The 11,435-nt window shown below is 51.3% G+C and carries 14 protein-coding genes and 1 pseudogene; 11 read left to right on the forward strand and 4 right to left on the reverse strand.

The genetic code is table 11. From position 1 onward, the window contains the following. The first annotated feature begins 118 nt into the window (after window positions 1-118). The 3 genes from AB7E14_RS13140 (at window position 119) to AB7E14_RS13150 (ending at window position 2,089) form a co-directional block, all read left to right on the forward strand. A complete protein-coding gene (locus AB7E14_RS13140) occupies window positions 119-619 on the forward strand; it encodes a ferritin-like domain-containing protein (RefSeq protein WP_109740285.1) in 501 nt (166 codons plus the stop codon). A gap of 64 nt (window positions 620-683) precedes the next feature. Next, a complete protein-coding gene (locus AB7E14_RS13145) occupies window positions 684-1,190 on the forward strand; it encodes a ferritin-like domain-containing protein (RefSeq protein WP_043000521.1) in 507 nt (168 codons plus the stop codon). Window positions 1,191-1,210: 20 nt separating this feature from the next. Next, window positions 1,211-2,089 (forward strand): manganese catalase family protein, encoded by an 879-nt coding sequence (locus AB7E14_RS13150; RefSeq protein WP_044267184.1) that lies wholly within the window; start codon window positions 1,211-1,213, stop codon window positions 2,087-2,089. A 74-nt stretch (window positions 2,090-2,163) separates the two neighbouring features. On the opposite strand, the gene ompW is transcribed toward AB7E14_RS13150, so the two are convergent. After that, window positions 2,164-2,802: an outer membrane protein OmpW gene (ompW, locus tag AB7E14_RS13155; RefSeq protein WP_054176248.1), complete on the reverse strand. Its 639-nt coding sequence runs from the start codon at window positions 2,800-2,802 to the stop codon at window positions 2,164-2,166. A gap of 251 nt (window positions 2,803-3,053) precedes the next feature. Between ompW and AB7E14_RS13160 the strand changes: the two are divergent. The 5 genes and pseudogenes from AB7E14_RS13160 to yciA form a co-directional block, all read left to right on the forward strand. Further along, window positions 3,054-3,131: pseudogene (locus AB7E14_RS13160) on the forward strand (YkgJ family cysteine cluster protein); the annotation flags it as partial. A gap of 28 nt (window positions 3,132-3,159) precedes the next feature. Beyond that, on the forward strand, window positions 3,160-3,903 hold the full coding sequence (locus tag AB7E14_RS13165) for a YciC family protein (RefSeq protein ID WP_044327867.1): 744 nt from the start codon (window positions 3,160-3,162) through the stop codon (window positions 3,901-3,903). Between the two features lie 55 nt (window positions 3,904-3,958). Next, window positions 3,959-4,498: a septation protein A gene (locus AB7E14_RS13170; RefSeq protein ID WP_043000517.1), complete on the forward strand. Its 540-nt coding sequence runs from the start codon at window positions 3,959-3,961 to the stop codon at window positions 4,496-4,498. Window positions 4,499-4,673: 175 nt separating this feature from the next. Beyond that, window positions 4,674-6,860, forward strand: coding sequence for a TonB-dependent siderophore receptor (locus tag AB7E14_RS13175; RefSeq protein ID WP_316961717.1), 2,187 nt, complete (start codon window positions 4,674-4,676; stop codon window positions 6,858-6,860). Window positions 6,861-6,959: 99 nt separating this feature from the next. Beyond that, window positions 6,960-7,358: an acyl-CoA thioester hydrolase YciA gene (yciA, locus tag AB7E14_RS13180; protein ID WP_043000515.1), complete on the forward strand. Its 399-nt coding sequence runs from the start codon at window positions 6,960-6,962 to the stop codon at window positions 7,356-7,358. A gap of 48 nt (window positions 7,359-7,406) precedes the next feature. Here yciA and tonB read toward each other — a convergent pair whose 3' ends face one another. Further along, entirely contained in the window at window positions 7,407-8,114 is a 708-nt protein-coding gene (gene tonB, locus AB7E14_RS13185) for a TonB system transport protein TonB (protein ID WP_316961718.1), read from the reverse strand. Window positions 8,115-8,317: 203 nt separating this feature from the next. Between tonB and AB7E14_RS13190 the strand changes: the two genes are divergently transcribed. After that, on the forward strand, window positions 8,318-8,614 hold the full coding sequence (locus AB7E14_RS13190) for a YciI family protein (RefSeq protein WP_043000514.1): 297 nt from the start codon (window positions 8,318-8,320) through the stop codon (window positions 8,612-8,614). 41 nt (window positions 8,615-8,655) lie between these two features. Here the strand turns inward: AB7E14_RS13190 and AB7E14_RS13195 are convergent, their stop codons facing one another. Further along, window positions 8,656-8,829, reverse strand: coding sequence for a YciY family protein (locus AB7E14_RS13195; RefSeq protein ID WP_086512586.1), 174 nt, complete (start codon window positions 8,827-8,829; stop codon window positions 8,656-8,658). 141 nt (window positions 8,830-8,970) lie between these two features. Here AB7E14_RS13195 and cls point away from each other — a divergent pair, with 141 nt between their 5' ends. Beyond that, window positions 8,971-10,431, forward strand: coding sequence for a cardiolipin synthase (cls, locus tag AB7E14_RS13200; RefSeq protein WP_043000513.1), 1,461 nt, complete (start codon window positions 8,971-8,973; stop codon window positions 10,429-10,431). Between the two features lie 34 nt (window positions 10,432-10,465). Beyond that, window positions 10,466-10,795, forward strand: coding sequence for an HI1450 family dsDNA-mimic protein (locus AB7E14_RS13205; RefSeq protein WP_043000512.1), 330 nt, complete (start codon window positions 10,466-10,468; stop codon window positions 10,793-10,795). Between the two features lie 35 nt (window positions 10,796-10,830). Here AB7E14_RS13205 and AB7E14_RS13210 read toward each other — a convergent pair. Then, the coding region (locus tag AB7E14_RS13210) for an ion transporter (RefSeq protein ID WP_428169590.1) at window positions 10,831-11,435 on the reverse strand (605 nt) is incomplete at its 5' end.

An 11,435-nucleotide genomic window follows, 5' to 3' on the forward strand; every position in this document is an offset into this window, starting at 1 on the left:
CGTGGCGGAAATAAATCCGACAAATCGTAGACATCCTTTTTTTTTATAATTTTTAAGATTTATCGTTTACGAACGCTGCGAGTCTTTCGACTCGCAGTATCATCCTAGGAGAATAGAGATGAATATTAAAACTGTTGAAGATGTTTTTATCCACCTGCTTTCAGACACCTACAGCGCAGAAAAACAATTGACTCGGGCGCTATCGAAATTAGCCAGAGCTGCCTCCAGTGAAAAATTAAGTCAGGCATTTCAGTCCCACCTTGAAGAGACCCAAGGGCAAATTGAACGTATTGATCAGATCGTTGAATCCGAAGCGGGTATTAAAGTAAAACGCATGAAGTGTGTGGCGATGGAAGGTCTGATCGAAGAGGCCAACGAGGTCATTGAGAGCACCGAGAAAAACGAAGTGCGTGACGCTGCGCTTATTGCCGCCGCACAGAAAGTTGAGCACTATGAGATTGCCAGCTACGGCACTCTTGCCACTCTCGCAGAGCAACTGGGCTATCGCAAAGCAGTGAAACTGCTGAATGAAACCCTGGAAGAAGAGAAAGCAACCGATATTAAACTGACCGATTTAGCCATCGGCAACGTGAATCAGAAAGCGCAAAATAAATCCTGAATTATTTTTATCCTGGTTATTAAATATCCGCTTTTAATTAATTCATTCCCAGAGGACATTACAAATGAATGCTATCGAACATTATCATGACTGGCTTCGTGACGCCCATGCTATGGAAAAACAAGCCGAATCGATGCTGGAATCCATGGCGGGTCGTATCGATAACTATCCTGATCTACGCTCGAGAATTGAGCAACATATTAGCGAAACCAAACATCAAATTACGATTCTGGAAGAGATCCTCGACCGCAATAATATCTCACGTTCTGTCATTAAAGATTCCATGAGTAAAATGGCGGCGTTGGGACAATCCATTGGTGGTATTTTTCCATCTGATGAAATCGTAAAAGGTTCGATCAGCGGTTATGTTTTTGAACAATTCGAAATTGCCTGCTATACCTCCCTGCTTGCTGCGGCGCAAAAAGCAGGCGATACCGCCTCAATTCCGGCTATTGAATCTATTCTCAATGAAGAGAAACAAATGGCTGACTGGCTGATTAAGCATATTCCGCAAACGACGGAACAATTTTTACTGCGCTCGGAAACTGACGGCGTAGAAGCCAAAAAATAACAAATACATCAGGAGGCATAATGTTTCGACACGTTAAGCAACTTCAATATACGGTGCGAGTCAGCGAGCCTAACCCTGGTTTAGCGAATCTTTTGCTTGAGCAATTTGGCGGCCCACAGGGCGAACTGGCTGCGGCATGTCGTTACTTCACTCAGGGCCTGGGTGATGATGATGCTGGACGCAAAGAGATGCTGATGGACATTGCGACCGAAGAACTGAGTCACCTTGAAATCATCGGCTCCCTTGTCGGGATGCTGAATAAAGGGGCCAAAGGCGCACTGGCCGAGGGGACGGAAAATGAAGCCGAACTCTACCGATCCTTAACGGCAAATGGGAATGACAGCCATATCACCTCGCTGCTGTATGGCGGCGGTCCGGCCCTCACTAACTCCGCCGGTGTGCCCTGGACTGCAGCGTATATCGATACGATTGGCGAAGTGACAGCCGATTTACGCTCCAATATCGCGGCTGAAGCACGCGCTAAAATCATCTACGAACGCCTGATCAACGTAACGGACGATCCCGGTGTTAAGGATGCACTGGCATTTTTGATGACGCGCGAAGCGGCACACCAGCTCTCCTTTGAAAAGGCGCTCTACTCTATTCGTAATAATTTTCCGCCGGGCAAACTGCCACCGGTCGAGCAATACACGAATGTGTATTACAACATGTCACAAGGCGACGATCCGCGTGGAAGCTGGAACAGCGATGATTATTTCGATTATGTTGCCGATCCGCAGCCTGCCGTGGATGGCGGAGATGGCCTGGCGACCGTCAAACTGACCAAAGAGCAACAGGCGATGGTCAAAGCGATGGCGAAAAGAACCCAGTCCGATCCGAACGCAGACCCATTAACCGGCGCTGAGCTGGGCGATGGCGAACCTAAGGACAAAGCATAAGCAAGTACAACGATAAAACCGTGTGTGTCATGTCCCTGTTGACCCCGTAAATACGGGGTCTTTTTTTAAGCCAATCAGAAACGGTAACCGGCAGAGAACATAAATACCCACGGGTCGAGGCGGATATCGTCGTGCTGCTTAACGCCGCCGAGTTTGTAGTCTGCGGTGGTATCGATATCCATGTACCAGACTGACATGTTAATCAGCCAGTCACGGTTGATCAGATAGTCCATACCGACCTGACCTGCTGCCCCCCAGGAGTCTTTAAGACTCAAATCGGAAACGCCGGTCTCTTCGCCATTCTTATTAACATCAGTATTAAAGAAGGTCGTGTAATTAAGACCAACCCCAACATAAGGACGCAGTTTGCTGCTGGAATCACCGAAATACCACTGCGCCATCAGGGTTGGCGGCAGGTGATGAACGGTGGCGATATCACCGGTCGCCTGCGTGCCTACTTTATGGCGGAATGGCGTTGCCGCCAGCAGTTCAACACCGATGTTATCGGTCGCCATATAAGTGAATGTCAAACCTAACTGCGTGTTGTTACTGACATTAAAGCCGCCTAAATGGCCTAACGTTCCATCCGCACCTTCCGTCGGTCTTACCGTCGCCGAACCGGCACGAATAAAGAACTCGCCAGCTTCATGCGCGTAAACGCTGCCAGAGAGAAGTGTACATACTGCCAACGCCGCCACTGTTAATTTTTTCATATCCGCTCCATCGTTATGGTTATAAATACGTTACAAATATACCTACATTGGAGTAATAAGTGATCTCTCCAGAGTCACATTCGACTATCAAATTCAATGTTTGTTGATCCAGATTAAAGTAGAAGTGGTATTGAAAATACCATTATTGGAATCAGATCAATTTTTAATATTTCTATGATGAATGCATTTCTTGCGTTTTTTGCGTTTGTTAAAACTGACTCCCCGTAGATTTGTTGAGCAAATTACTCTGGCTTTACAAAGATATGCTTTTCCATACACCCCTTGATGCTGCCACTGCGCCGTTATCCAGGGTACAATTGCATGCTTAACAACACCTGCAGAACTCAAGGAGAGTGCATGTCTATCACGGCGAAATCTGTATACCGTGACACCGGGAATTTTTTCCGTAATCAATTTTTAACCATCCTGCTGATCTCGCTGCTGTGCGCGTTCATAACGGTGGTATTAGGGCATGCCTTCTCACCCAGCGATGCGCAGATTGCACAGTTAAGTGAAGGGGATCATCTTGAGGGAAGCGTAGGCTTGTTCGAGCTGGTGCAAAACATGACGCCGGAGCAGCAACAGATCCTGTTGCGCGCCTCTGCGGCATCAACGTTTTCTGGTCTGATCGGTAATGCGGTGATGGCTGGCGGCGTGCTGCTGATGATTCAGTTAATTTCAGCCGGTCATCGCGTCAGCGCCCTGCGCGCGATCGGTGCCAGTGCGCCGATCCTGCCGCGCCTTTTCATCCTGATTTTGCTGACCACCCTGTTGGTACAGCTTGGAATTATGCTGGTGGTCGTTCCCGGAATCCTGTTAGCTATCCTGCTGGCGCTGGCGCCGATTATGCTGGTGCAGGATAAAATGGGCGTATTCGCCGCCATGCGCAACAGTATGCGTATGGCGTGGTCTAATATGCGACTGGTCGCCCCGGCGGTGATGGGCTGGCTGCTGGCAAAAACGCTGCTGTTGCTGTTTGCCTCCAGCTTTGCTGCGCTTGACCCTAACGTTGGCGCCGTAATCGCGAATACGTTGAGCAATCTGATCTCCGCCATATTGCTCATCTACCTGTTCCGTCTGTATATGTTGATTCGCCAATAACCCTGTCTGCGTCGCCGGCAGTAATGCCCGACGCGTTTGATTACGGAATCGAAGAATGAAGCAGTTTCTTGATTTTTTACCGCTGGTTGTCTTCTTTGTTTTTTACAAAGTGTACGACATCTATGCGGCCACCTCGGCACTCATTGTCGCAACGGCTATCGTGCTCATCTACAGCTGGGTTCGCTATCGTAAAGTTGAAAAAATGGCGCTGATCACCTTTGTTCTGGTGGCCGTGTTCGGCGGGTTAACCCTCTTCTTCCATAATGATGAGTTTATTAAATGGAAAGTGACGGTGATTTACGGCCTGTTTGCCGGTGCGCTTCTGGTTAGCCAGTGGATCATGAAAAAGCCGCTGATCCAGCGCATGCTGGGTAAAGAACTGACGCTGCCACAACCGGTCTGGTCGAAGCTCAATCTCGCGTGGGCCATCTTCTTTATTCTGTGTGGGCTTGCCAATATCTACATCGCCTTCTGGCTGCCGCAAAACATCTGGGTGAACTTTAAGGTATTCGGCCTCACCGCCTTGACGTTGATCTTTACCCTGTTGAGTGGTGTTTATATCTATCGCCATCTCCCGCAAGAAGACAAATCGTAAATGCTCATCCAACCAGGCCCATAGGCCTGGTTTTGCTTTCTGCGCAATCCCTACCGTACTCGCCCTCAATTGCATGAATCATGAAGATATTATGGAGATTGCCTTCACAACATTGAAATGAGAATAATTATCATTGATATTCCGTATCGAATTTTTACAATTGGGATGTCAGTTGATGAATACGATAACAAAAATTTCTCCACGCCCTCTGGCGCTTTTGATAGCCACAGCATTAAGCGGAAATGCATTCGCCACAGATGACGTTCTGAACGACGGTGAAACGATGGTCGTCCAGGCCACTGCCGAAGAAGCTCTCAAGCAACAACCCGGTGTTTCTATTATCACCGCCAAAGACATTGAAAAATCCCCACCGGTCAACGACCTCTCCGATATTATTCGCACCATGCCCGGTGTGAACCTGACGGGCAACAGCGCCAGCGGCAGTCGGGGAAATAACCGTCAGATTGATATTCGCGGCATGGGTCCGGAAAACACGCTGATCCTGATTGACGGCGTGCCGGTCACCTCTCGGAACTCGGTGCGCTATAGCTGGCGCGGGGAGCGTGATACCCGTGGTGACACAAACTGGGTACCGGCGGAGATGGTCGAGCGTATTGAGGTGCTGCGCGGCCCGGCAGCGGCTCGTTACGGTTCCGGCGCGGCGGGTGGCGTCGTAAATATCATCACTAAACGACCAACGAACGATTGGCACGGCTCGCTGTCTCTTTATACCAACCAGCCCGAGAACAGCAAAGAAGGTGCCACCAGGCGTGCGAACGTCAATCTGAGCGGCCCGCTCATTGACGATGTTCTCACCATGCGTTTGTATGGCAACATCAACAAAACTGACGCCGATGCGGCGGATATCAATACCCGGCAAAATGGATCCTATGCCGCAGGGCGCGAAGGGGTGCGCAATAAAGACATCAACGCCCTGCTCTCCTGGAAACTGACGCCACAGCAAATTGTTGATTTTGACTACAGCTACAGCCGTCAGGGCAATATCTATGCCGGGGATACGCAGTATAGCAACGCCAACGTCAGTCCTGACGGGCTGGTCAGTACCCTTTACGGCGATGAAACCAACCGGATGTATCGTCAGTCGTGGGGGCTGACGCATAACGGCATCTGGGACTGGGGACAGTCTACATTCGGCGTCTACTACGAAAAAACCAACAATACCCGGATGCAGGAAGGCTCGACCGGTAAAGTGGAAGGGATGATCAATAACACCGAATACGCCACCAGCCGCCTGGGATCTTATCGTTCTTCCGGAGAACTCAACATCCCTGTCTTCTGGCTGGTTGATCAAACCCTGACGCTGGGTGCGGAGTGGAACCGTGACGAACTCAACGATCCGGCGTCTATGCAGGCCACCAGCGCATCCGGCGTGCAGATTGGCAATGTCTCCGGTGACGCCTCCAGTCGCAGCACCAAAAATAGCGCCACGCTCACCGGTATCTATCTGGAAGATAATATCGAAGCGCGGCCTGGCACGGATATTATTCCGGGGATCCGTTTTGACTATCACGACGAATTTGGCAGCAACTGGAGCCCCAGTCTGAATATATCGCAGGAACTGGGCGATCTGTTTAAGCTGAAAGCCGGGATTGCGCGCGTCTTTAAAGCGCCAAACCTGTATCAGTCCAGCGAGGGATATTTGCTCTCCACGCGCGGCAACGGGTGTCCGAATACTATCGCCGCCGGCAGTTGTTATCTGCTGGGTAATCCGGATCTGGACCCAGAAATCAGTATTAACAAAGAGATCGGCCTGGAATTTAATTACGCTGGGTGGGATGCGGGAATCACCTGGTTCCGTAATGACTATAAGAACAAAATCGTCGCCGGGACCGATATTATCGGTTACGCCTCCAACGGAAATAACATCCTGCAATGGGAAAATGGTGGCAAAGCGATTGTCGAAGGTCTGGAAGGTAACGTGGTGATCCCGCTGGTGCCGGAAACGTTAAGCTGGCGCACAAACGCGACGTATATGATCAAATCCGAGAACAAGGACACCGGTAACCCGCTCTCCGTGATCCCGAAATACACCATTAACACCCTGCTCGACTGGCAGGTGAACGACAAGCTCTCCACGCAGCTACAGTGGACGCAGTACGGTCGACAAAAACCGCGCGAGTATGCTGAAACGCGCAACGAAACGGGTGCCATGTCGGATAAGGAGATAGGTGCCTACGCGGTTGTCGGACTCGGCGCTAATTACCAGATGACGAAAAACCTGCGCCTGAACGCCGGGATCAGCAACCTGTTCGACAAGCGGATCTATCGTGAAAACGATGGCGCCTCAACCTACAACGAACCCGGACGCGCTTACTATGCGGGCGTAACGATGTCATTCTAATCACCCAAACGCCCGTCTCGCGGGCGTTTCCCCTCTGTTCTCCATGCTAAAATCATAGTAGCATCGCGCCTGAAATTTTTTTCTACAGTCGGTTTTACAATGACAACAACAACTCACGCCCCGCAGGGCGAACTGGTTTTACGCACACTGGCTATGCCTGCCGATACCAATGCCAACGGTGATATTTTTGGCGGCTGGCTGATGTCGCAGATGGATATTGGCGGTGCTATTCAGGCCAAAGAGATTGCCCATGGTCGGGTGGTGACCGTCCGCGTGGAAGGAATGAGCTTTCTGCGTCCAGTTGCCGTCGGCGATGTGGTATGTTGCTACGCCCGTTGCGTGAAGCGCGGAACCACTTCCGTCAGCATCAATATTGAAGTCTGGGTCAAGAAAGTGGCGTCAGAGCCAATTGGCCAGCGCTACAAAGCGACAGAGGCACTGTTTATCTACGTCGCGGTAGATCCAGACGGTAAACCCCGCCCGCTACCGGTAGAATAAACACAAAAAAGCCTCCATTACGGAGGCTTTTACGTTATCACCAGATGATCATTCGATTTGCGTGGTGCCGTTCAGACGGAAGACGATATTCACGACCAGCCCTGAACCCGGTTTACCGGCTTCATAGCGCCATCTGCGCATCGCATTCTTCACTTCACGTTCAAACATGTTAGCCGGTTGCGCTGACACGATTTGTACGTTGTCCACCCGGCCATCGGACGTAACATCAAACTTCACTTTTACCCGCCCCTCAATACGTAATGCCTGAGCGCGCGCCGGATACTGCGGCTGGTTACGCGTTAACGCACGTGGACCTGCCGGAACGCTCACCGTCGGCTTGCTGGTGGCCGGACGCGAAGGCGCGGTATTCTCAAACGGCGACGCCGGACGCGGCTCGGCAGGTTTGACATCACGCTTCGGCTGCTCCTGTACCTTTTTCACCGGTTTCGGTTTGGGCTTGGGTTTAGGCTTCGGTTTCTCGATAACAACCGGCGCCTCTTTAGGCGGTTCGGGAATCGGTTCCGGCTCAGGTTCAGGCTCGACAACCGGTTCCGGCGGCGGCTGGACAGCCTGCGGTGGTTCCAGGTCGGCTGGCGAAACCATCGTTACGGAGATGGGCTGCGCAGGGGCAGGCAATTCAATAACCTGATGTACCGAGGTATACAAGAGTCCCGCCACTAAAGCGCCATGAATGCCGACAGAAAGTAGTGTCGGCCAGGGAAAGCGACGAGGTAAATCAAGGGTCATTGAAGTCATAATCGTTTCAGTTAAAAAACCAGGACCCAATTTTAAATGCAAATAGCAATCATATTCAATAAGCCATCGCCATAAGCGCCATTTTTCTCCTAAAAATTCCCTGACAATTGTACGGCCTTAACAAGGCTGTCATCTTTGCGTTGCAGTAAAGAGGCCTTTCAAATAACGTATTTAGCACTTTTACCGAACAAGGAGCCCTATCCGTGCTTTATGTCATCTACGCGCAAGATAACCCGAATTCACTTGAAAAGCGTCTTTCCGTCCGCCCCGCGCATCTGGCACGACTACAGTTGCTTCACGACGAAGGACGTCTCCTGACTGCAGGCCCCATGCCAGCGGTAGATAGTAACGATCCCGGTGCGGCAGGTTTTACCGGCTCCACGGTGATTGCTGAATTTGACTCACTGGAAGAGGCGCAATCCTGGGCCGAGGCTGACCCGTATGTTGCCGCCGGGGTTTACGCGCAGGTTTCAGTGAAACCCTTTAAGAAGACGTTCTGAAAGACGTGTTCATTGGGCACCGCATGCGGTGCCCTGTTCACTCAGAGGCTATGGATCGCAAACAGCAGCGAATTACGTTGCTGATTCAGGACACATTTTCTGATTGAGTGGATCCGCATATTCCGACGCGACTGTCCTTCAAGCCAACGCGCTTTACGGCGACTGGCCTGACGCAGCATCCGCCAGCGTCCCACTTCCGTTCTACTCCGCTTCATGATACCTACTCTTACAGTGCAAGAATGGGCATTATACCCCCCACAGACAGGCAGGCTAGCGCTTTTGCCGTGTTTTTATTTGCCAGATTTATCATGACGCGTAAACTCATAACAATACGCTTTCAAAAGGATTTTTAATCTATGACAACCTTCTACACGGTGGTGAGTTGGCTGGTCATTCTGGGCTACTGGGTGCTCATTGCCGGTGTAACATTACGTATTTTAATGAAACGTCGCGCGGTTCCTTCTGCGATGGCCTGGCTGCTGATCATTTATATTCTGCCGTTGGTCGGAATTATTGCTTATTTATCCTTCGGGGAACTGCATCTGGGCAAGCGTCGGGCAGAACGCGCTCGCGCAATGTGGCCATCCACCGCAAAGTGGCTGAACGATCTCAAAGCCTGCAAACATATCTTCGCCGAAGAGAACAGCAGCGTCGCCGCTTCGCTGTTCAAACTTTGTGAGCGTCGTCAGGGCATCGCGGGGGTTAAAGGCAACCAACTCCAGTTGCTCACCGATTCTGACGATGTGATGCAGGCGCTGATCCGCGATATTCAGTTGGCGAGACATAACATCGAAATGGTGTTCTATATCTGGCAACCCGGCGGTATGGCGGATCAGGTGGCGGAATCCCTGATGGCTGCCGCACGACGCGGGATCCATTGCCGACTCATGCTGGACTCTGCAGGTAGCGTCGCTTTCTTCCGCAGCCCCTGGGCGGCGATGATGCGCAACGCCGGTATCGAAGTGGTCGAAGCGCTGAAGGTTAACCTGTTCCGTGTGTTCCTGCGTCGCATGGACCTGCGTCAGCACCGCAAGATGGTGATGATTGATAACTATATTGCTTATACCGGCAGCATGAATATGGTGGATCCGCGCTTTTTCAAACAGGATGCGGGCGTCGGTCAGTGGGTGGATCTGATGGCGCGAATGGAAGGTCCGGTGGCAACCGCAATGGGCATCGTCTATTCCTGCGACTGGGAGATTGAAACCGGCAAACGCATTCTGCCTCCGCCGCCGGACGTCAACATAATGCCGTTCGAAGAGGCCAGCGGACACACAATTCATACCATCGCTTCCGGCCCAGGCTTTCCGGAAGATCTGATACACCAGGCGCTGCTGACGGCGGCTTATTCGGCGCGTGAATATTTAATTATGACCACCCCCTACTTCGTGCCGAGCGACGATTTGCTGCATGCCATCTGTACAGCGGCGCAGCGCGGTGTGGACGTCAGTATTATTCTGCCACGCAAGAACGATTCACTCCTGGTTGGCTGGGCCAGCCGCGCCTTCTTTACCGAGCTGTTGGCGGCCGGGGTGAAAATTTATCAGTTCGAAGGCGGTCTGTTGCATACCAAGAGCGTACTGGTCGATGGTGAACTCAGTCTGGTCGGGACCGTGAATCTGGATATGCGCAGTCTGTGGCTGAATTTTGAGATCACGCTGGTGATTGATGACGTCGGATTCGGCGGCGATCTGGCGGCTGTGCAGGACGATTATATCTCCCGTTCTCGCCTGCTGGACGCGAATTTGTGGCTAAAACGCCCGCTCTGGCAGCGGATCACCGAGCGACTGTTTTACTTCTTCAGTCCGTTGCTGTAAAACGTGCCCAAGAGACAGTAAACAGGTAGTCACTATGGATATGGATCTGAACAATCGCCTGACTGAAGACGAAACGCTTGAGCAGGCTTACGATATTTTTCTCGAACTGGCGGCCGATAACCTCGACCCGGCGGACATTATTCTGTTCAACCTGCAGTTTGAGGAGCGCGGCGGCGCGGAGTTATTTGACCCGTCAGAAGACTGGCAGGATCACGTGGATTATGACCTGAACCCGGACTTCTTTGCCGAAGTGGTGATTGGTCTGGCAGACAGTGAAGACGGCGAGATCAACGATATTTTTGCCCGCGTGTTGCTGTGTCGCGAAAAAAATCACAAGCTCTGCCATATTCTCTGGCGCGAATAATCAAAGACAAGAGCCGCAATCGCGGCTCTTTTTATTTAGTCCGGCAATTTACTGCCGCAGTGGTTACAAAATTTCGCGCTATGTTCATGCTGGCTCTGCTGGCACTGTGGGCATTGGCGCTGTTGATTCCGCTTTTGAAACGCCATGCTCATATGCGTGGTGATCAACCCAGTAGGAATGGCAATCACTGAATAGCCAATCAAAATCAGGACTGATGCCACAATCCGCCCCAATGGCGTATGTGGCGAAATATCGCCATACCCAACCGTCGTGACGGTCACAATCGCCCAGTAGACCGACGCATTCAGCGTGGTGAATCCATATTCCGGTCCTTCGATGAGATACATCAACGTGCCGAAAATAATCATCAAAATGCCGATAAACGAATAAAACAGAATCAGCTGATGCCGGGCACTCATAATCGCCCGCCAGAATACCCGTAATGAAGGCATAAAACGCAACAGCTTAAGGATCCGCAGGATACGAATGGCCCGCATAGCCCGCCAGGCAAAAACGTAATTGAGGCTGATTTCCGGCCACAGCCACATCACATACAACGGCAGAATAGTCGCTAAATCAATTAAGCCCCAGAAGCTGAAGACATATTTCGCCGGATTCGGCCAGCTCACTAAACGCAGCA

Origin of the sequence: Citrobacter sp., from assembly GCF_050252275.1 — a bacterium.
Lineage (GTDB): Bacteria > Pseudomonadota > Gammaproteobacteria > Enterobacterales > Enterobacteriaceae > Citrobacter_A > Citrobacter_A amalonaticus.

Excerpts from the sequence above, each read along its gene's own strand:
- AB7E14_RS13205 (WP_043000512.1), top strand. The coding sequence starts at position 10,466 with ATGGATATGGATCTGAACAATCGCCTGACTGAAGACGAAACGCTTGAG.
- AB7E14_RS13175 (WP_316961717.1), top strand. The coding sequence starts at position 4,674 with ATGAATACGATAACAAAAATTTCTCCACGCCCTCTGGCGCTTTTGATA.
- AB7E14_RS13195 (WP_086512586.1), bottom strand. The coding sequence starts at position 8,829 with ATGAAGCGGAGTAGAACGGAAGTGGGACGCTGGCGGATGCTGCGTCAG.
- AB7E14_RS13165 (WP_044327867.1), top strand. The coding sequence starts at position 3,160 with ATGTCTATCACGGCGAAATCTGTATACCGTGACACCGGGAATTTTTTC.
- AB7E14_RS13170 (WP_043000517.1), top strand. The coding sequence starts at position 3,959 with ATGAAGCAGTTTCTTGATTTTTTACCGCTGGTTGTCTTCTTTGTTTTT.
- ompW (WP_054176248.1), bottom strand. The coding sequence starts at position 2,802 with ATGAAAAAATTAACAGTGGCGGCGTTGGCAGTATGTACACTTCTCTCT.
- AB7E14_RS13145 (WP_043000521.1), top strand. The coding sequence starts at position 684 with ATGAATGCTATCGAACATTATCATGACTGGCTTCGTGACGCCCATGCT.
- AB7E14_RS13150 (WP_044267184.1), top strand. The coding sequence starts at position 1,211 with ATGTTTCGACACGTTAAGCAACTTCAATATACGGTGCGAGTCAGCGAG.
- AB7E14_RS13140 (WP_109740285.1), top strand. The coding sequence starts at position 119 with ATGAATATTAAAACTGTTGAAGATGTTTTTATCCACCTGCTTTCAGAC.
- tonB (WP_316961718.1), bottom strand. The coding sequence starts at position 8,114 with ATGACTTCAATGACCCTTGATTTACCTCGTCGCTTTCCCTGGCCGACA.
- cls (WP_043000513.1), top strand. The coding sequence starts at position 8,971 with ATGACAACCTTCTACACGGTGGTGAGTTGGCTGGTCATTCTGGGCTAC.
- yciA (WP_043000515.1), top strand. The coding sequence starts at position 6,960 with ATGACAACAACAACTCACGCCCCGCAGGGCGAACTGGTTTTACGCACA.